The organism is Citrobacter sp. Cpo100 (genome assembly GCF_030332595.1).
GTDB classification, from domain to species: Bacteria; Pseudomonadota; Gammaproteobacteria; order Enterobacterales; family Enterobacteriaceae; genus Citrobacter; species Citrobacter portucalensis.
The window spans coordinates 202172-220808 of sequence record NZ_JAOWHM010000029.1 but is presented as its reverse complement, the minus strand read 5'-3'; the positions used below and the strand labels follow the sequence as shown (position 1 = coordinate 220808).

Here is an 18637-nt window from a genome sequence, read left to right as displayed (position 1 = left end):
CCGGAAACTCCTCCTTTGAGTCGATTCCGCCAGGAGGAGAAGTGAGGGTGAGCGATCGCGCGCAAAAAATGAACTTATTTTGCGATAACCTCCACATTTTCTTCGAATTAATAGCACCCTGAACCGTTAATACGTGACATGGTTTCAGAATTGGACTATTCCTTTGGGTGCTCTTGACGGCTATTTTTGATATGATTTGAGATTCATCTCTCATTTTTGTGAAAAATATAAGGTGTTGGAATGTATAAATCCGACCAGGAGACCTAATGATATTGACTCCCATTCGACGATATGGGGCAATGATTCTTATGTTACTCACCGTTGCATTTTCGGGTGAGGTGCTGGCAAAGACACACACGGCGACAACGAGTCACAAGCCCCAGGTAATCAAGACAAGTAATACACAGGTAAGCAGTAAACAAGAGTATTCTCGCAATAGTGCAAAGAGTAGTTCACTTCCTGATTTGCGAAAATACCCTTCCGGAACACCAAGGAAAAAAGCGTTTCTCCGGACGGTTATGCCTTATATTACCAGTCAAAATGCTGCCATTACGGCGGACCGTAACTGGCTGATTTCAAAACAGTACCAGAACCGCTGGTCACCGACTGAGCGTACGCGTATGAAAGACATCGCGAAGCGCTACAAGGTGAGCTGGTCTGGCAACACGCGTAAAATCCCATGGAATACGCTGCTTGAGCGCGTAGACATTATCCCGACCAGTATGGTGGCAACCATGGCTGCGGCTGAAAGTGGCTGGGGTACGTCGAAGCTGGCGCGTAGCAACAACAACCTGTTTGGCATGAAATGTGGCAAAGGTCGTTGTAACAATGCCCCGGGTAAGGTGAAAGGCTACTCACAGTTTGAATCGGTGAAAGAGTCGGTGAATGCTTACGTCATCAACCTGAACACGCATCCGGCTTACTCTTCATTCCGTAAGTCACGTGCGCAGCTGCGTAAAGCCGATCAGGAAGTCACCGCTACCGCGATGATTCATAAGCTGAAGGGTTATTCCACTAAAGGACAGAGCTACAACAATTATCTGTTCGCAATGTATCAGGATAACCAGCGTTTAATCGCCGCGCATATGTAATTCTGTGTGCCGGATGGCGGCTTCGCCGCATCCGGCAATAATCCTCACAGCAACACTTCGCTGTTCACATCGCGATACTCTTTGGGCGTCGTGTCATACTCTTTCTTAAAGACCGAATAAAAATATTGCAGAGACGGATAGCCGCACATCTGTGAGATTTCGTTGATTGAAAGTGTGGTAGATATCAACAGGCTGCGCGCTTTTTCCAGCTTTTCGGCATGAATCACGGCGTGGATAGTCTCTCCGACCTCTTCTTTAAAACGCTTCTCCAGATTCGAACGAGAAATCCCCACTGAATCCAGCACTTGTTCAACCTTAATACCTTTACAGGCATGGTTGCGGATAAAGTGCATCGCCTGAATCACCGCCGGATCGGTTAATGAACGGTAGTCGGTTGAGCGGCGTTCAATGACGCGCACCGGAGGAACCAGTGTACGTTGCAGCGGCAGTTCTTCATTTGCTAGTAAACGATGTAAGAGTTTAGCGGCCTGATACCCCATCTGCCTGGCTCCCTGGGCCACGGATGACAGCGCCACCCGCGACAGATAGCGGGTCAGTTCTTCGTTGTCGATCCCAATCACACACAGCTTTTCCGGAACCGGAATATGCAGGTGTTCGCAGACTTGCAGGACGTGTCGTGCCCGCGCGTCGGTAACGGCGATAATACCGGTTTGCGGCGGTAGTGTTTGTAGCCAGTCCGCCAGACGATTTTGCGCGTGCTGCCAGTTTTCCGGTGCGGTTTCCAGCCCCTGATAGACAACGCCGCGGTACTTCTCTTTGGCAACCAGCTGGCAAAACGCATATTCACGTTCCGCGGCCCAGCGTTTGCCGCTTGACGATGGCAGACCATAGAATGCAAAGCGGTTAACCCCTTTTTCCTTCAGGTGCAGGAAAGCGCTTTCTACCAACGCATGGTTGTCGGTGGCGATGTAATGTACCGGTGGATAATCTTGCTCCAGATGGTAGGAGCCTCCAACGCCGATGATGGGAACTTCAACATCGGCAAGTAATTGCGCAATATCATCATCGTCATAATCAGCAATAACGCCGTCGCCTAACCAGTCTTTAATATTATCGATACGGGCGCGGAAATCTTCCTCAATGAATATATCCCACTCGGATTGCGATGCCTGTAAATATTCACCCACACCTTCTACCACCTGGCGGTCGTAGGCTTTATTGGCATTAAATAGCAGAGTGATGCGGTGACGTTTATCAAACATAAGAACCTGTCCTGGAAAGGTTAACGTGGGCCTGTCGATACTAGCAAAACCGCAGGTACGACTGCTTGATGAAGCGTGACAAAATTCCTGATTGCCTGAGGCTACGCAAAATTTACATACTGGTCGCGGGATGACAATTGTCATTTTTTATCTGCGCATTACGGTTTTTTGTTTAATGACTAACCTTCGATCGCGATCGCTTTTTTATTTCTTTATTTAGCGCGTTTTTTTGGGAGCCAGCGCACGTTTGGGTATTCTCTTAATGGCGGTGTGAAATAACGTAATTGAGCAATAAATCAGGAAATTCCAGTATAGCCATATCGCAGTTTACTTGCCGTATTACCTGATTATGGAGCTTATTATGCCGGCTTATTTTGACCAACTCGATCGTGTTCGTTTCGAAGGCACTCAATCCACCAACCCGCTCGCATTTCGCCATTACAACCCTGACGAAATCGTATTGGGCAAGCGCATGGAAGATCATCTGCGTTTTGCGGCCTGCTACTGGCATACCTTCTGCTGGAACGGGGCGGATATGTTCGGTATGGGCGCTTTCGATCGTCCATGGCAGCAGCCTGGTGAAGCTCTGGCGCTGGCGAAACGCAAAGCGGATGTGGCATTTGAGTTTTTCCACAAGCTGAACGTGCCTTACTACTGCTTCCATGACGTGGATGTTTCGCCGGAAGGCGCGTCTTTGAAAGAGTACAAAAACAACTTTGCGCAGATGGTTGATGTGCTGGCGGCAAAACAGGAACAGAGCGGCGTGAAGCTGCTGTGGGGTACAGCAAACTGCTTCACTAACCCACGCTACGGTGCGGGTGCGGCCACAAACCCAGATCCAGAAGTGTTCAGCTGGGCCGCCACGCAGGTGGTTACGGCCATGGATGCCACGCACAAGTTAGGTGGAGAAAACTACGTTCTGTGGGGCGGCCGTGAAGGTTATGAAACACTGCTGAATACCGATCTGCGTCAGGAACGTGAGCAGATTGGTCGTTTCATGCAATTAGTCGTGGAACACAAACACAAAATCGGTTTCCAGGGCACTTTGCTTATCGAGCCGAAACCGCAGGAACCGACCAAGCACCAGTACGACTACGATGCGGCGACCGTGTACGGATTCCTCAAGCAGTTCGGTCTGGAAAAAGAGATCAAACTGAATATCGAAGCCAACCACGCTACGCTTGCAGGCCATTCGTTCCATCACGAAATCGCCACTGCTATCGCGCTGGGTCTGTTTGGCTCTGTCGATGCCAACCGCGGCGACGCACAGCTGGGCTGGGATACCGACCAGTTCCCGAACAGCGTAGAAGAGAATGCGCTGGTGATGTACGAAATCCTGAAAGCGGGCGGCTTCACTACCGGCGGCCTGAACTTTGATGCCAAAGTACGTCGTCAGAGCACCGATAAATACGATCTGTTCTATGGTCATATTGGCGCGATGGATACCATGGCGCTGTCGCTGAAAATTGCGGCCCGTATGATTGAAGACGGTGGCCTGGATCAGCGTGTGGCTAAACGTTATGCCGGTTGGAATGGTGAGCTGGGCCAGCAAATTCTGAAAGGCCAGATGACGCTGACAGAAATTGCGCAGTACGCTGAACAACACAACCTGGCGCCAGTGCACCAGAGCGGTCATCAGGAATTGCTGGAAAATCTGGTAAACCATTATTTGTTCGACAAATAACGGGTCTCTGAGAACGTCCGTAAGCCCGGTCAGCTAGCGCTACCGGGCCTTTCTTTAAGGAACGATGCCTTATGTATATCGGGATAGATCTTGGCACATCAGGCGTAAAGGCCATTCTGCTCAATGAGCAGGGCGATGTGGTGGCTTCAAAAACGGAGAAACTTACCGTCTCGCGCCCGCACCCATTATGGTCAGAGCAAGACCCTGAGCAGTGGTGGCTGGCAACGGATCGCGCGGTAAAAGCACTGGGTCAGCAGCATTCACTCCGCGAGGTGAAAGCGTTGGGGATTGCCGGGCAGATGCACGGCGCGACGCTACTGGATGAACAACAGAAGGTATTGCGTCCGGCTATCTTATGGAACGACGGTCGCTGTGCTGAAGAGTGCGAGATGCTGGAGAGTCAGGTTCCGCAGTCTCGTGCCATCACTGGCAACCTGATGATGCCTGGCTTTACCGCGCCAAAACTGCTGTGGGTGCAACGCCACGAGCCGGAGATTTTCAACCAGATTGATAAAGTCCTGCTGCCGAAAGATTACCTGCGTTTGCGCATGACCGGTGATTTTGCCAGCGATATGTCTGATGCGGCAGGGACAATGTGGCTGGATGTCGCGAAGCGTGACTGGAGCGATGTCATGCTGGCTGCCTGTAAACTGACTCGCGCACATATGCCTGCGCTCTATGAAGGCAGCGAGATTACCGGAACTTTATTGCCAGACGTCGCTAAAGCCTGGGGAATGCAGGAGGTTGCGGTTGTTGCCGGAGGCGGTGATAACGCGGCGGGCGCGGTTGGTGTAGGCATGATGAATGCCGGTCAGGCGATGCTTTCGCTGGGGACATCCGGCGTCTATTTTGCGGTGAGTGATGGTTTCCTTAGCAAACCGGAAAGTGCGGTTCACAGTTTTTGCCATGCTTTGCCTGAGCGATGGCATCTGATGTCTGTAATGTTAAGTGCGGCATCGTGTCTGGACTGGGCGGCAAAATTAACTGGACTGGCGAGCGTTCCTGCGTTGATTGATGCTGCGCAACAGGCGGATGAACACGCGGAGCCGGTCTGGTTTTTACCTTATTTGTCCGGCGAGCGTACGCCGCATAACAATCCGCAGGCTAAGGGCGTATTTTTCGGTCTGACGCATCAGCATGGTCCGGCAGAACTGGCACAGGCGGTGCTGGAAGGTGTGGGTTTCGCGCTAGCTGACGGTATGGACGTGGTACATGCCTGTGGCGTTCAGCCCGCCAGCATTACGCTGATCGGCGGTGGGGCACGCAGTGAATACTGGCGTCAGATGCTATCTGACATCAGCGGATTGCAGTTGGATTACCGTACCGGCGGTGACGTTGGCCCTGCACTCGGCGCGGCGCGCCTGGCGCAAGTTGCCATGAATCCGCAAACGTCGTTATCAGAGTTACTGCCTCAGCTTACGCTGGAGCAGGCGCATTATCCTGACGCGGAGCGTCATGCTCGTTATCAACAGCGTCGAGAAACCTTCCGTCGTATCTATCAGCAATTACAACCGCTGATGTCCTGACCACTTTCCCCTCTGGCTAGCAGAGGGGAATTTGCCGCATACATATATCCACAAAAATAATAAGTTACACGTATGGATGTATTCTGAAAGTCCTGCGTAGTCGCTTTTTTCTGTGTTGTCTTTAGCGGGTTATTCATATTGTATCCATGATGGATAAGGAGATCCCAATGAAGACAACCAGGCTGTTGCCATGGATATTATTTCTCTCAGGCATACTGACTTACAGTATCGGTTTATGGCGCGCATGCCCGTTATTGAGCGGCAAGGGGTATTTTTTGGGGGCGCTGATGACGGGGATGTTCGTAACGTATGCCTATCAGCGCGCAGTAAATCTCAATCAAAACGATGAACGCTTCGCTTCCGTATGTCAGATGGTGGCGCTCATCACGGCAGGGTTGTTGCTGGTGGGGGTGTGGAATGCCCCGTTGGCGCCCTTCGAAATAGGGTTATACCCGGCAGCATTCTTCGTCTGTTTAATGGGGCAATTTTTACTGCAGCGTTCGAGTAATCGGGCGCTGCCTGGAGACACCTAACTCACCAGCCTACGTGTATCAATACGCTGCAACAGAATAGACAACAGTAAACTTCCTGCCAGCGTGGCGCTGAAAATCCACAGCATATCCAGCGGTGGCCAGTTTTTGAGTTCAATTCCGTTGGTACGTAGTGCGTGAATGATCAGCGCATGAAAACCATAAATGCCCAATGAATGGCGAGAAATAAGGCCCAGTAGCGGCAGGGTACGTGTGCTGAGCGTATTTTTGACCAGCGTCAGGAGCGAGGCGGCGCAAATAAATACCGCTGGGCCGCAGTAGAGGTACCAGGTGTCGGCAAAATTGCCTCGCCAGCGCAGTTCATGCAATGTGCCACGAGAAATAATAAATACTGCGGTAATAAATACCGCCGCACAGAGCCAGCTGAGCGCACGCTTTTGCGTATCCATCATGCCAATCGCCCGGCCCAGCATGCCGTACAGGATGTAATAGAAAGTATCGCCACTGATGTACAGGTTGACTGGGAGCCACTCAAAGCCGCCGATTTTTTGCGAGACGGTGTTGGGATTGGCAATCACCCCAATCACAACCATGAGCGCCAGTAGCATCTTGCCGCTGATATTTTTCACCTGTATCAGCGGAGAAACCAGGTAGATGACGGCGATCGCGAAGAAAAACCACAGGTGATAGAACACCGGCTTTTGCAGTAGGTTCTTCAGCGACAGCTCAGCGTTGATCGAGGTAAACAGCAGAATATAGGCCAGCGCCACGCTGCTGTAAAACAGGATGCAGAGCGCGATGCGCAGGAAATGGCGCGGTTTGGCGCTACGCTCACCAAAGAACAGATAGCCCGAAATCATAAAGAACAGCGGAACGCTGACGCGAGAGGCTGAATTGAGCACGTTAGCCAGATCCCAATTCAACGGGCTGACGCTTTGCGCATTGGTGATGTACCAGGTTGTGGTGTGGATCATCACGACCATTAAACAGGCTATCCCGCGCAGGTTATCAATCCAGAAAATTTTGGGCTGCATCAGTTCCTCTGTGTCCATTAAAAAAAGTCTGACCGATATTTTGCGAACGTAGCTCACTGGAATAATCCGAGTTCTTACGCTAAAGCTTGAGATGGTCTGATGAGATTCTCAAAATAGGATCTGTTTCCAGACACTAATAATAAGACTGACCAGCAAATCAGGCGGTAATAAAATGATGATGAAGTATTTCTTTCCCGCGATCGCTGCCCTTTTGCTGGTAGCGTGCGCTGACACACAATCGTCTGCACCTGCGCAGAAAGCGCAAAAGGTTAAGGTCAGTGCCACACGTTCGCTGGATATGGAGTCATTGTGCAAAAATGAGGCGGCGCAACGCTACAACACTGGCGCGCAGAAAATTGATATCTCTGGACTGGAACAATTCCAGGGCAGCTATGAGATGCGTGGTTCTACCTTCCGTAAAGAGAGTTTTGTCTGTTCTTTTGATGCAGACGGGCAGTTTTTGCACCTTTCCATGCGCTAAGTTCCCCCTTTTTCCCGTTTCGTACTGTATATCTTGCAGCCAGCGGGTATACTGATCGCTTCCTTTAAATCCACACGTATCCAGCACGAAATAATATGCAAAAGTTTGATACCAGGACCTTCCAGGGCTTGATCCTGACCTTACAGGATTACTGGGCTCGCCAGGGCTGCACCATCGTTCAACCATTGGACATGGAAGTCGGCGCGGGAACATCTCACCCAATGACCTGCCTGCGTGCGCTGGGGCCGGAGCCGATGGCGACTGCGTATGTGCAGCCTTCTCGTCGTCCGACCGATGGCCGCTATGGCGAAAACCCGAACCGCTTACAGCACTACTATCAGTTCCAGGTAGTGATTAAGCCGTCTCCGGACAACATTCAGGAGCTGTACCTGGGTTCTCTGAAAGAGCTGGGTATGGACCCGACCATTCACGATATCCGTTTCGTGGAAGATAACTGGGAAAACCCGACGCTGGGTGCCTGGGGTCTGGGTTGGGAAGTGTGGCTGAACGGCATGGAAGTGACGCAGTTCACCTACTTCCAGCAGGTTGGTGGCCTGGAATGTAAACCAGTAACCGGGGAAATTACTTACGGTCTGGAACGTCTGGCCATGTACATTCAGGGCGTAGACAGCGTTTACGACCTGGTCTGGAGCGACGGCCCGCTGGGTAAAACCACTTACGGCGACGTGTTCCATCAGAACGAAGTGGAGCAATCCACCTACAACTTCGAATACGCCGACGTGGACTTCCTGTTCACCTGCTTCGAGCAGTACGAGAAAGAAGCGCAGCAGTTGCTGGCGCTGGAAAATCCGCTGCCGCTGCCTGCGTATGAACGTATTCTGAAAGCCGCCCATAGCTTCAACCTGCTGGATGCGCGTAAAGCCATCTCCGTCACTGAGCGTCAGCGCTATATCCTGCGCATTCGCACCCTGACCAAAGCAGTGGCAGAAGCTTACTACGCTTCCCGTGAAGCCCTTGGCTTCCCGATGTGCAACAAAGACAAATAAGAGGCGGCCATGTCTGAGAAAACTTTTCTGGTGGAAATCGGCACTGAAGAGCTGCCACCAAAAGCACTGCGCAGCCTGGCTGAGTCCTTTGCTGCAAACTTTACCGCGGAGCTGGATAACGCTGGCATCGCGCACGGCAACGTTGAGTGGTTCGCCGCGCCGCGTCGTCTGGCGCTGAAAGTCGCGAATCTGGCGGAATCTCAACCCGATCGCGAAGTTGAAAAACGCGGTCCGGCCATTGCTCAGGCGTTTGACGCTGAAGGCAAACCGAGCAAAGCGGCAGAAGGTTGGGCACGTGGCTGCGGTATCACGGTTGATCAGGCTGAGCGTCTGACTACCGACAAAGGCGAATGGCTGCTGTACCGTGCGCATGTAAAAGGCGAAAGCGCAGAAACGCTGCTGCCAAACATGATCGCCACGTCACTGGCGAAGCTGCCTATCCCGAAACTGATGCGCTGGGGCGCGTCTGATGTCCACTTCGTGCGTCCGGTTCACACCGTGACCCTGCTGTTGGGCGACAAAGTGATTCCGGCAACGATTCTGGGCATTCAGTCCGATCGCGTGATCCGTGGACACCGCTTTATGGGCGAGTCGGAATTCACCATCGATTCTGCCGATCAGTACCCGGAAATCCTGCGTGAGCGCGGCAAAGTAATTGCGGATTACGCTGAGCGTAAAGCGAAAATCAAAGCCGATGCTGAAGAAGCGGCGCGTAAGATTGGCGGTAACGCTGACCTGAGCGAAAGCCTGCTGGAAGAAGTCACCTCGCTGGTGGAATGGCCGGTAGTGCTGACCGCGAAATTCGAAGAGAAATTCCTCGCAGTTCCGTCTGAAGCGCTGGTTCACACCATGAAAGGTGACCAGAAATACTTCCCGGTTTACGCGAACGACGGCAAACTGCTGCCGAACTTTATCTTCGTTGCCAACATCGAATCGAAAGATCCGATCCAGATTATCTCCGGTAACGAGAAAGTCGTTCGTCCGCGCCTGGCGGATGCCGAGTTCTTCTTCAATACCGACCGTAAAAAACGTCTGGAAGACCATCTGCCGCGTCTGCAAACCGTGCTGTTCCAACAGCAACTGGGTACGCTGCGCGACAAGACTGACCGTATCCAGGCGCTGGCGGGCTGGATTGCTGGTCAGATTGGCGCTGATGTTAACCACGCAACGCGTGCTGGCCTGCTGTCCAAGTGTGACCTGATGACCAACATGGTCTTCGAGTTCACCGACACCCAGGGTGTGATGGGCATGCACTACGCGCGTCACGATGGCGAAGCAGAAGATGTAGCTGTGGCGCTGAACGAGCAGTATCAGCCGCGTTTTGCCGGTGATGACCTGCCGTCGAACCCGGTAGCTTGTGCCGTGGCGATTGCTGACAAGATGGACACCCTGGCGGGTATCTTCGGTATCGGTCAGCATCCGAAAGGCGACAAAGACCCATTTGCGCTGCGTCGTGCTGCGCTGGGTGTGCTGCGTATTATCGTTGAGAAGAACCTGAATCTGGATCTGCAAACGCTGACCGAAGAAGCTGTTCGTCTGTATGGTGACAAGCTGACCAACGCCAACGTGGTGGATGACGTTATCGACTTTATGCTCGGTCGCTTCCGCGCCTGGTATCAGGACGAAGGTTATACCGTCGACACTATTCAGGCCGTACTGGCACGTCGTCCGACTCGTCCGGCTGATTTTGACGCACGTATGAAGGCGGTTTCGCACTTCCGTACGCTGGAAGCCGCGTCCGCGCTGGCTGCCGCGAACAAGCGTGTATCGAACATCCTGGCGAAGTCTGAAGAGACGCTGAATGACCGCGTGAATGCGGCAACGCTGAAAGAGCCGGAAGAAATTGCGCTGGCGATGCAGGTGGTTGTGCTGCGCGATAAGCTGGAGCCTGTCTTCGCTGCCGGTCGTTACCAGGAAGCGCTGGTTGAGCTGGCGGAACTGCGTGAACCGGTTGATGCGTTCTTCGAGAAAGTGATGGTAAACGTAGAAGATAAAGATCTGCGTATTAACCGTCTGTCTATGCTCGAAAAACTGCGCGAGCTGTTCCTGCGCGTGGCAGATATTTCTCTGTTGCAGTAACGGCCCTGCGCTGACTTAGAAAATGCCGGATTGCGGCTTCGCCTTATCCGGCCTACGAGAGAAACACCAGTAGGCCGGATAAGCATTGCGCCATCCGGCATTTTTTTATGTTATTAGTGCAACTGCAATTTTGTCAGACAGGTCTGGCTGTCTTCCATCGTCTTAATAGGATACTCCGCCGTTTTACCGTTGTAGCTCACTGCGATGGTGCCTTCCATATTGCGCGGTAGCCATACCCCGACAAAGCCATTACGGCCGCTCTTCATCGCTTTTTGTACCACCACATCACCCTTGTTATCCGTCACTTTGACATTGAATGTCTTCTCCGGCATTTCGCCCTGGCAGCCAGAAAGACTGTGGTTGAAACAAGGATGTGTTTGCCATTCATACGGGGCAAACGACAGATAGAACTTGTCACCGAGCGGCAGGGTATAAACCTGATCGCCCGAAGAGAGCTTCAACGCGGTGCTGGTGATGGACGCGGAGTACGGCAGTGGGCGACTCTGCGGTGACTGATCAATCGTCTCTACGATTTGTTCGACGGATTTCCCGCTAAGCCCGTGTTCGGCCAGAAAAGTAGCTTCCGGCGTTGCCGCGAACGCAGTACCAGTGGTGAGCAAACCTAAAATCAGCAGCAGTGAGGATTTCGACATAGCTTCAATTCCTTGTGAAAATTGTGGAATATAGACTGGCTCACTATAAAGCTTGCCCTTAGGGAAAGGTCAAAGGGGCGACGGGTAAAGTAATGCAAAGAAGCGTTTAGGTGGGATGTGCTGCGAAGTACAGATAAAAAAAATCCCCGCCGTTTGGCAGGGATTCAGAATTTTGAGCTTTTTAAGCTTACAGGCTGGTTACGTTGCCAGCTGCCGGGCCTTTAGCGCCGCTTTCGATGGTGAAGGAAACTTTCTGACCTTCGTCCAGAGATTTGTAGCCATCGTTCTGGATAGCAGAGAAGTGTACGAACACGTCTTTAGAGCCATCGTCAGGAGTGATGAAGCCGAAACCTTTGTCAGCGTTGAACCATTTTACGATACCAGTCATTTTACCGGACATAGTGTATTACCTTTTAAAAAATAAGTGTGCCTTTCGGCGATATGGCGTGCTTTACAGATTTTTTAACAGTAAAGGAAATGCTCACTACGAAGGGTATCAACGATAACTCTTGAAGGGACTTGCCTTACTAACTGCTGTAATGGTCTGTACGTCAAACCGTTGAGGGCATTAACTCATTTTACGCATGTGGATGCAACTACTATTTTCTTTTTTGTGGATAACCTTCGTAAGAGAACGGCCCTGTTACAGGACCGTTCTTAAGCAAAATTGAAAAATAGTTCAATCCATCAGTTGCTTACTTAATCTAGGGTCTGCCTGGAGCAGGCGCATCAACTTTAGCTCGGTACTGGAAGGTTTTACGCGTTTAGACTCCCATTCATGAACCATCGCGACCGTCACGCCCATCACTCGGGCAAAATCATCTGTTTTTAAACCTGTCCCTCGTCGTAGCTGTTCAAATTCGGTGAAAGGGTTGGTTTTTTGCGGCAGAGTGACCGTCTGCGATACATCTTTAAAAACAATCTGCTCCAGACTTCTTAGCAGTTCAAACATAGGATCTTTGTATTCCATTGAGAACTCCTACAAATCACACAGCGGGATCGTGAATTTCTTCGAAGCTCATTAAGAGTAGTCGGAAAAAATGAAGCCGGATTTAAGGGTTGTGTGATGGATTCGTTTCAGCGGATCGCAGGTGACAATCTTTTGCTGGCTAACGAACTGATAAAGGTCGGGATCTCCGAACGATCGATTCCGATTGTAAAGATGACTAAAATATGACGCCGAGTGGTAAATGCAGCATTGTTTAGCAAAACGAACGGTGGCGGGAACGGTTATTTTCCCCCACAAGATTACGCGGTAAGGGTATCTTGCGGGGCTGACCTGGACTATCCTTGTCAACGTCAGGCACGCGGGTGTCGTTGTGCGCATTTTTGGGTGAAAGGAGTATTAAAATGGCGACAGGTAAGTCCTGCTCTCGCTGGTTTGCGCCTGTTTTGGCGCTCTTAATGGTAGTTGGCCTGAGTGGGTGTTTTGATAAAGAAGGCGATCAACGCAAAGCGTTTATCGATTTTCTGCAGAATACTGCAATGCGTAGCGGAGAGCGTTTACCAACGCTGACCGCCGATCAGAAAAAACAGTTTGGCCCGTTTGTGTCCGATTACGCGATTCTGTATGGCTATTCGCAGCAGGTTAATCAGGCGATGGACTCCGGTCTGCGTCCGGTGGTTGATAGCGTAAATGCGATTCGTGTTCCTCAGGATTATGTGACTCAGCGTGAGCCGCTGCGTCAGGCAAATGGTGCGCTAGGTGTATTAGGGCAACAGTTGCAGAATGCGAAGCTACAGGCAGATGCTGCGCATGGCGCGCTGAAGCAGGGCGAAGATCTGAAGCCGGTCTTTGATCAGGTGTACAACAAAGTTGTTACTGCACCATCAGAGGCCTTACAGCCGCTGATCCCTGCCGCGCAAATTTTCACGCAGCAACTGGTGCAGGTTGGTGATTTTGTGGCGCAGCAGGATACGCAGGTGAGCTTTGTCGCCAACGGTATCCAGTTTCCAACGTCACAGCAGGCAAGTCAGTACAATACGCTGATTGGCCCGTTGGCTGCTCAGCATCAGGCATTTAATCAGGCCTGGACTGCTGCGGTGAATGCCGCTCAGTAATTAAGATACGGTAATACATGAAAGGCCGGGTGAGCGTAAGCGCTACCCGGCCTTTTGTTTATGATGCGACCTGCGGGTTTACGCAGTTCTTCTCAACGCGTCCTTGCAGCGCATCGATTAAGTTATCCACCGCACAGGCCGCCATGTTGTAGCGCGTTTCGTGCGTGGCTGAACCAATGTGCGGTACGGCCACCACGTTGGGCAGTGACAGCAGCGGTGAGTCTACCGATAATGGCTCTTGCTCAAATACATCCAGGCCAGCGGCATGAATTTCGCCTTTTTGCAGGGCGGCAATCAACGCTTTTTCATCGACCACCGGGCCACGTCCGGCGTTAATGAAAATGGCGGAAGACTTCATTTTGGCAAACTGCTCGGTGCTGAACAGATGATGCGTTTCGTCGGTTAACGGCAGGATCAGGCAGACAAAATCAGACTCCTGCAACAGCGTATCGAGGTCGCAGTAACGTGCATTGAAGCGCTCTTCTGCTTCCTGATGATGACGGCGCGCATTATAGAGAATCGACATGCTAAAGCCGAAATGCGCACGTTGTGCCAGCGCCAGCCCAATGCGGCCCATACCGACAATCCCCAGCGTTTTGTGGTGTACATCGGTACCAAACCAGTCCGGTCCGATACTTTTGGTCCATTCGCCGACCTTTACCCGTTCGGCAACTTCCACTACGCGGCGAGCGGTGCTTAACACCAGCGCCATTACCGTATCGGCGACGGTTTCCGTCAGCACGGTTGGCGTGTGCATCAACAGCACCTTACGCGCGTTGAGGGCATCGACGTCGAAGTTGTCATAGCCTACGGAAATCGTAGATGTCGCACGCAGCCTGGGCATTTTCTCCAGCAGAGCGGTATTGACGGCTTCACTGGAGCCCAGCAGACCTTCTGCATTGGCAAAAGCGTCGGCGTGCTGTGCGACCGTTTCCGGGCGCAGGTTAGGCACCTGAGTCACAGTAAAATGTTCTTCCAGGCGATGCAGTAAATCGTCAGGTAACGCTTTATAGAGAATAATGGACGGCTTCATGCGAATCTCCGTAAGTTAAAATTTAAGCGTGGCGTGCGCCAACCGGAATTTGAGAATTATTAGCAGGCTTAACAATGAGAGTTAGCCACACTGAGACAAAAAGCGCTACCCCCATAAAAATGTACGAGGCAGACGGGCTACCGGTAGCGCCATTGAGGTAGCCGACAAACCATGAACCAAAGAATGAGCCTAGCGCGCCCATGCTGTTGATCAGCGCCATTGCCCCACCGGCGACGTTGCGCGGCAGCATTTCCGGGATGATGGCGAAGAAGGGACCATAGGGGGCATACATTGCCGCGCCTGCAATAACCAACAGCGTGTAAGAAATCCAGAAGTGGTCTGCGCCTACGGCCCAGGAGCCGATAAACGCGAACGCCGCGATCAGTAACAGTGGCCAGACAAACAGCTTACGGTTTTGCAGCTTATCGGACGCCCAGGAGACGAGGATCATCGCCGCCGTTGCCGCCAGATACGGTACGGATGACAGCCAACCAACTTCCACCATTCCCAGGTTTGCGCCGCCGTTGCGGATAATCGACGGCAGCCACAGGACAAAACCATAAACGCCAATACTCCAGGCGAAATACTGCATACACAGCAGGATGACGTTACGTGAGCGGAAAGCCTCGCTATAGTTGCGTACGGCTTTGATGCCTTGCTGCTCTTTTTCCAGTTGTGCCTGAAGAGCGGCTTTTTCAGATTCTGACAGCCAACCGACCTGAGACGGTTTGTCTTTTACCAGCACCCACCAACAGAACGCCCAGATGATGGCCGGGAAGCCCTCGATGATGAACATTTCCCGCCAGCCCAGCGCCTGAATCAGGTAACCGGAAACCACGGACATCCACAGGACGGTGACCGGATTACCGAGGATCAGGAAAGTGTTTGCGCGCGAGCGTTCAGATTTCGTAAACCAGTTGCTGATATAAATCAGCATTGCCGGCATCACGGCGGCTTCAACGACGCCAAGAATAAAGCGGATGGCGGCAAGCATTGGAATATTGCTGACCATGCCGGTTAACGACGCGCATGCGCCCCAGAGGATCAGACAGACAAAAATCAGTTTTCGTACGCTGCGGCGTTCAGCGTAAATTGCGCCCGGGATCTGAAAGAAGAAATAGCCGAGGAAAAACAGTGCGCCCAGCAGGGAAGAGATCCCCTTGGTAATGCCGAGGTCCTCGTTGATACCGGCGGCGGAGGCGAAGCTGAAGTTCGCGCGGTCAAGGTACGCCAGGCTATACGTGATAAACACGATTGGCATGATGTACCACCAGCGTTTTGCTGCATTAGTTGAGCTATTCATAGACTGCCCTCTGGTTATGCTGATACGCCGCCTCTGTATGTAGGGTACAGAGTTGGCCGGGAGTTTATTCCCCTAATTGTTCACGTGTGGGTAATCCTTCGCTGTCGCCCTGAACCTGAATGGCCAGTGCGCCAATTTTATTGCCGCGGGTCACCGCCTGATGCAACGAGCGGCCTTCCAGCAGGGCGCTAATAACGCCCACGGCAAAGCCATCGCCTGCGCCGACTGTATCGACCACATTGTCGACTTTTACCGGTGCCACGCAGCCTTGTTCGCCGCTGGCGGTTTTGTACCAGGCGCCATCAGCCCCGGTTTTCACGATCACGGCCTTCACGCCATGGCGCAGATAAAAGTCGGCGATGGCTTCAGGCGTTTGCTGACCGGTTAAAATCATGCCCTCTTTTAACCCTGGTAAAACCCAGTCTGCCTGGAATGCCAGGCGGTTCAGTTTTTCCACCATTTCGGCTTCGCTTTTCCACAATACCGGGCGCAAATTCGGGTCGAACGAGATGGTCTTCCCCTGGGCCTTCATGGTGCGGGCGGTATGCGCCAGTAGTTCATAAGAGCTGGCAGAAAGTGCTGCTGCTACGCCGCTCAGGTGCAGGTGGCGCGCGCTGGCGAAATAGTCCTCGTGATAATCTTCAATGCTGAGGTGGCTGGCAGCGGAACCTTTACGGAAATACTCCACAATGGGATCGGTTCCATTTTCGACTTTAGATTTAAGCTGAAAGCCAGTAGCGTAACGCCCGTCCTGGGTGACTCCCTGCGCATCAATCCCTTCTTTTTCCAGCGACTTAACGATAAAACGGCCAAAGCTGTCGTTGCCAACGCGGCTCACCCAACCGACCTTCAGGCCCAGACGGGCAAGACCGGTCGCTACGTTAAGCTCCGCGCCTGCAACGCGCTTGATAAACTGCTCCACATCCGCCAGTTCGCCGGTTTGCGTGGCGACAAACATCGCCATCGCTTCACCAATAGTGACCACATCCAGTGAATTTTTCATGCGTTACTCCTCGCGTAACAGCTCAACGTAGCGGCGGGTAACCGCCACCAAATCCTGCCCTTCCAGGGGGAACTCAATGCCGCGTGGGACATCGTTGGGCAGCGTTTTTAGCAGCGCCAGCCAGCGCGGATCGGCTTCATCAGGCGGTACGGCGCGGTAGCTGTCGTGATATGCAACTGCGGCTTTGACATGGATATAGCCAACGGTTGACGCCAGGTTTTGTGCTGCTTCTTCCGGGGAGTCGCCCACCCACAGCCAGTTGCCCATATCGAAGGTCAGAGATATCGGCAGGTTTTGCGCCTGACAGGCTTCGTTAAAGCCCTGCATCGGCTGCAGGCGTCCGCAGTCGGTCTGATCGTTCTCGACAACCAGCTCTATTCCGCTGTTGTCCAGCCATTGGCGTAGAACGCCGAACTGTTTTGTAAGGGAAAAATGGCCGAGGGAGACTTTTAACCACAGCGCCTGCAAGGCCTGCGCTTCCTCAAGTAGTTCTGGAAGACGGGGGTTGAGGTTACCATCCTCAAGGAACAACGGTTCAGGCGCTGAGTAACAGGCCAGCAGGCCGAAGATTTCGATCGCAGAGGCCATCGTAGAGAGCGTTTTCAGCTCGGCGTCAGTTAATAGCTCGCGGCGGATTTCGACGCCGTCAGCACCGGCTTCAGCGATGATGGGCAGCATTGCCGTTTGCCCGCCTGCGGCCCGTACCTGGTCGTGACCGTAAGCGGCGGTGACCACCATAATTTTTCTTTTCATGGAAACTCCAGACTAGCGTTCTTGTTATAACGCTAGATGGAACCGGTTCCAAAGAAAAGCCTATGATGTCGAATTTATGATCACCATCACGAAGGTAATTTAACGGGCGGTAGAGCCGCGCACGATCAGCTCGCCGGAGAAGACCTGTTCCTGAATGGCAGCGGAGCCGCCATCAATCCGGCGCACAACCTGCTCAACGGCGGTGTAACCAATCTGCCAGGTGGGTTGTTTCAACGTGGTAATACCGACGCCCGCCAGCTCTGCCCATTCCAGTTCGTCAAAACCGAGTAAGCCTATGTCGCTCCCCCAGTTGAGGCCAATGCGTTTCAGGGCGCGGGCTACTTGTAGAGTGAGGGCACCGTTGGCAGAGATAACGGCTTTGCGCATTCCACGATGCTGCTGGTGAAACTGGCGCAGGGTGTCGTCCAGTTGCGTATTGTCCGTGAGCGGGACCTCGGCATTTTGCGCGATCACGCCGGGGTATTGCGCGAGCGTGGCGCGAAAAGCGCTCAGGCGTTCGCGGCGGGTATTCACCATGCCGAGTGGTTCGCTGAGGAACAGGATGGCTTCAAAACCTTGCTCTACCAGATGCTCGGTGGCAACCGTTGCCGCCTGGGTGTTATCCAGCCCGACCATATCACAGGCGAAATCGGGAATTTTACGGTCAATCAGCACCATCGGCAGCGCAGACTGTTGCAGGCGGTTCAGCCCCTCTTCGCGCATCCCGACGGCGTTGACCACAATCCCTTCGACCTGGTAGCTGCGCAGCAGGTCGAGATAATGCAGCTCCTGATCCACTTCGTTGTTGGTGTTACACACCAGCGGGGTAAAGCCTTTATCGCGACAGGCGGCTTCAATACCACTTAGCACGTTGACGGAGTAGGGATTAGTAATATCGGCGATGATCAGGCCAATCAGGCGGGTACGACCATGTTTCAGGCCTCTTGCCATCAGGCTGGGACGATAGTCGAGATCGGCAATGGCTTGTTCAATGCGGGCCAGCAGCGCGTCGGAAAGCAGGTGCTTTTCACCGTTGAGATAACGTGAAATGCTGGTCTTGCCGGTTTTTGCAGCTTTCGCCACGTCGCTGATGGTTGCCCGTGTTGATTTGCTCATCGCTGATTTCCCTGAATTTGGTGACAACACCTTAACGCGAAAATCAACGATGGCAAGTGCTTCATGCCGGATGGGCGCGGTCTGCTTCCATCCGGCACA

At 52.7% G+C, this 18637-nt stretch carries 18 protein-coding genes; 8 read left to right on the top strand and 10 right to left on the bottom strand.

Features of this window, described 5'->3' with window-relative positions; all coding sequences use genetic code 11:
• The first annotated feature begins 266 nt into the window (after positions 1 to 266).
• Positions 267 to 1091, top strand: coding sequence for a protein bax (locus OGX96_RS06360; RefSeq protein ID WP_008786441.1), 825 nt, complete (start codon positions 267 to 269; stop codon positions 1089 to 1091).
• Between the two features lie 44 nt (positions 1092 to 1135).
• Here the strand turns inward: OGX96_RS06360 and xylR are convergent, their stop codons facing one another.
• The gene (gene xylR, locus OGX96_RS06355; protein WP_003827365.1) at positions 1136 to 2314 is read right to left on the bottom strand and encodes a D-xylose utilization transcriptional activator XylR; all 1179 of its coding nucleotides are present in this window, start codon (positions 2312 to 2314) and stop codon (positions 1136 to 1138) included.
• 361 nt (positions 2315 to 2675) lie between these two features.
• On the opposite strand from xylR, the gene xylA reads away from it, so the two are divergent.
• The 3 genes from xylA (at position 2676) to yiaB (ending at position 6057) form a co-directional block, all read left to right on the top strand.
• The gene (xylA, locus tag OGX96_RS06350; protein ID WP_048236992.1) at positions 2676 to 3998 is read left to right on the top strand and encodes a xylose isomerase; all 1323 of its coding nucleotides are present in this window, start codon (positions 2676 to 2678) and stop codon (positions 3996 to 3998) included.
• Between the two features lie 71 nt (positions 3999 to 4069).
• Positions 4070 to 5524: a xylulokinase gene (xylB, locus tag OGX96_RS06345; RefSeq protein WP_079934334.1), complete on the top strand. Its 1455-nt coding sequence runs from the start codon at positions 4070 to 4072 to the stop codon at positions 5522 to 5524.
• 167 nt (positions 5525 to 5691) lie between these two features.
• Entirely contained in the window at positions 5692 to 6057 is a 366-nt protein-coding gene (gene yiaB, locus OGX96_RS06340; RefSeq protein WP_111464537.1) for an inner membrane protein YiaB, read from the top strand.
• On the opposite strand, the gene OGX96_RS06335 is transcribed toward yiaB, so the two are convergent.
• A complete protein-coding gene (locus tag OGX96_RS06335; RefSeq protein WP_071446723.1) occupies positions 6054 to 7049 on the bottom strand; it encodes an acyltransferase in 996 nt (331 codons plus the stop codon). The two genes, yiaB and OGX96_RS06335, sit on opposite strands and share 4 nt — an antisense overlap.
• A 172-nt stretch (positions 7050 to 7221) precedes the next feature.
• Here OGX96_RS06335 and OGX96_RS06330 point away from each other — a divergent pair, with 172 nt between their 5' ends.
• The 3 genes from OGX96_RS06330 to glyS all read left to right on the top strand — a co-directional run bounded on the left by OGX96_RS06330 (position 7222) and on the right by glyS (position 10616).
• Positions 7222 to 7530 (top strand): YsaB family lipoprotein, encoded by a 309-nt coding sequence (locus OGX96_RS06330; protein ID WP_020996059.1) that lies wholly within the window; start codon positions 7222 to 7224, stop codon positions 7528 to 7530.
• 95 nt (positions 7531 to 7625) lie between these two features.
• Positions 7626 to 8537 carry a glycine--tRNA ligase subunit alpha gene (gene glyQ / locus OGX96_RS06325; protein WP_001168551.1) on the top strand — a complete coding sequence of 304 codons (912 nt, stop codon included), beginning with the start codon at positions 7626 to 7628 and terminating at the stop codon, positions 8535 to 8537.
• Between the two features lie 9 nt (positions 8538 to 8546).
• Positions 8547 to 10616: a glycine--tRNA ligase subunit beta gene (gene glyS, locus OGX96_RS06320; protein ID WP_236874131.1), complete on the top strand. Its 2070-nt coding sequence runs from the start codon at positions 8547 to 8549 to the stop codon at positions 10614 to 10616.
• A gap of 113 nt (positions 10617 to 10729) precedes the next feature.
• Here glyS and cueP read toward each other — a convergent pair whose 3' ends face one another.
• The 3 genes from cueP to OGX96_RS06305 all read right to left on the bottom strand — a co-directional run bounded on the left by cueP (position 10730) and on the right by OGX96_RS06305 (position 12239).
• Positions 10730 to 11269: a copper-binding periplasmic metallochaperone CueP gene (gene cueP / locus OGX96_RS06315; protein ID WP_100271776.1), complete on the bottom strand. Its 540-nt coding sequence runs from the start codon at positions 11267 to 11269 to the stop codon at positions 10730 to 10732.
• A gap of 187 nt (positions 11270 to 11456) precedes the next feature.
• Positions 11457 to 11669 (bottom strand): transcription antiterminator/RNA stability regulator CspE, encoded by a 213-nt coding sequence (gene cspE, locus OGX96_RS06310; protein WP_000014594.1) that lies wholly within the window; start codon positions 11667 to 11669, stop codon positions 11457 to 11459.
• Positions 11670 to 11948: 279 nt separating this feature from the next.
• The gene (locus tag OGX96_RS06305) at positions 11949 to 12239 is read right to left on the bottom strand and encodes an HTH-type transcriptional regulator (protein ID WP_286582469.1); all 291 of its coding nucleotides are present in this window, start codon (positions 12237 to 12239) and stop codon (positions 11949 to 11951) included.
• A 380-nt stretch (positions 12240 to 12619) separates the two neighbouring features.
• On the opposite strand from OGX96_RS06305, the gene OGX96_RS06300 reads away from it, so the two are divergent.
• Complete coding sequence (locus tag OGX96_RS06300; RefSeq protein WP_258736684.1) at positions 12620 to 13330, top strand: DUF3053 domain-containing protein; 711 nt, start codon at positions 12620 to 12622, stop codon at positions 13328 to 13330.
• A gap of 58 nt (positions 13331 to 13388) precedes the next feature.
• Here OGX96_RS06300 and ghrB read toward each other — a convergent pair whose 3' ends face one another.
• The 5 genes from ghrB to OGX96_RS06275 all read right to left on the bottom strand — a co-directional run bounded on the left by ghrB (position 13389) and on the right by OGX96_RS06275 (position 18538).
• Positions 13389 to 14363, bottom strand: coding sequence for a glyoxylate/hydroxypyruvate reductase GhrB (ghrB, locus tag OGX96_RS06295; RefSeq protein WP_286582466.1), 975 nt, complete (start codon positions 14361 to 14363; stop codon positions 13389 to 13391).
• A 22-nt stretch (positions 14364 to 14385) separates the two neighbouring features.
• Positions 14386 to 15666 (bottom strand): MFS transporter, encoded by a 1281-nt coding sequence (locus tag OGX96_RS06290; RefSeq protein WP_048215328.1) that lies wholly within the window; start codon positions 15664 to 15666, stop codon positions 14386 to 14388.
• Positions 15667 to 15730: 64 nt separating this feature from the next.
• Positions 15731 to 16669, bottom strand: a complete 939-nt coding sequence (locus tag OGX96_RS06285; protein WP_153752047.1) for a sugar kinase — start codon at positions 16667 to 16669, stop codon at positions 15731 to 15733.
• Positions 16670 to 16672: 3 nt separating this feature from the next.
• Positions 16673 to 17422: a sugar phosphate isomerase/epimerase family protein gene (locus OGX96_RS06280; protein ID WP_286582462.1), complete on the bottom strand. Its 750-nt coding sequence runs from the start codon at positions 17420 to 17422 to the stop codon at positions 16673 to 16675.
• 99 nt (positions 17423 to 17521) lie between these two features.
• Positions 17522 to 18538, bottom strand: a complete 1017-nt coding sequence (locus OGX96_RS06275) for a LacI family DNA-binding transcriptional regulator (RefSeq protein WP_005133828.1) — start codon at positions 18536 to 18538, stop codon at positions 17522 to 17524.
• Positions 18539 to 18637 lie beyond the last annotated feature (99 nt).

Bases quoted from the DNA above. Each gene is read 5' to 3' on its own strand.
- OGX96_RS06330 (WP_020996059.1), top strand. From the start codon at position 7,222: ATGATGATGAAGTATTTCTTTCCCGCGATCGCTGCCCTTTTGCTGGTA.
- OGX96_RS06360 (WP_008786441.1), top strand. From the start codon at position 267: ATGATATTGACTCCCATTCGACGATATGGGGCAATGATTCTTATGTTA.
- OGX96_RS06335 (WP_071446723.1), bottom strand. From the start codon at position 7,049: ATGCAGCCCAAAATTTTCTGGATTGATAACCTGCGCGGGATAGCCTGT.
- xylR (WP_003827365.1), bottom strand. From the start codon at position 2,314: ATGTTTGATAAACGTCACCGCATCACTCTGCTATTTAATGCCAATAAA.
- OGX96_RS06275 (WP_005133828.1), bottom strand. From the start codon at position 18,538: ATGAGCAAATCAACACGGGCAACCATCAGCGACGTGGCGAAAGCTGCA.
- OGX96_RS06290 (WP_048215328.1), bottom strand. From the start codon at position 15,666: ATGAATAGCTCAACTAATGCAGCAAAACGCTGGTGGTACATCATGCCA.
- OGX96_RS06305 (WP_286582469.1), bottom strand. From the start codon at position 12,239: ATGGAATACAAAGATCCTATGTTTGAACTGCTAAGAAGTCTGGAGCAG.
- glyS (WP_236874131.1), top strand. From the start codon at position 8,547: ATGTCTGAGAAAACTTTTCTGGTGGAAATCGGCACTGAAGAGCTGCCA.
- cueP (WP_100271776.1), bottom strand. From the start codon at position 11,269: ATGTCGAAATCCTCACTGCTGCTGATTTTAGGTTTGCTCACCACTGGT.
- ghrB (WP_286582466.1), bottom strand. From the start codon at position 14,363: ATGAAGCCGTCCATTATTCTCTATAAAGCGTTACCTGACGATTTACTG.
- yiaB (WP_111464537.1), top strand. From the start codon at position 5,692: ATGAAGACAACCAGGCTGTTGCCATGGATATTATTTCTCTCAGGCATA.
- OGX96_RS06285 (WP_153752047.1), bottom strand. From the start codon at position 16,669: ATGAAAAATTCACTGGATGTGGTCACTATTGGTGAAGCGATGGCGATG.
- OGX96_RS06300 (WP_258736684.1), top strand. From the start codon at position 12,620: ATGGCGACAGGTAAGTCCTGCTCTCGCTGGTTTGCGCCTGTTTTGGCG.
- OGX96_RS06280 (WP_286582462.1), bottom strand. From the start codon at position 17,422: ATGAAAAGAAAAATTATGGTGGTCACCGCCGCTTACGGTCACGACCAG.
- xylB (WP_079934334.1), top strand. From the start codon at position 4,070: ATGTATATCGGGATAGATCTTGGCACATCAGGCGTAAAGGCCATTCTG.
- cspE (WP_000014594.1), bottom strand. From the start codon at position 11,669: ATGTCCGGTAAAATGACTGGTATCGTAAAATGGTTCAACGCTGACAAA.
- xylA (WP_048236992.1), top strand. From the start codon at position 2,676: ATGCCGGCTTATTTTGACCAACTCGATCGTGTTCGTTTCGAAGGCACT.
- glyQ (WP_001168551.1), top strand. From the start codon at position 7,626: ATGCAAAAGTTTGATACCAGGACCTTCCAGGGCTTGATCCTGACCTTA.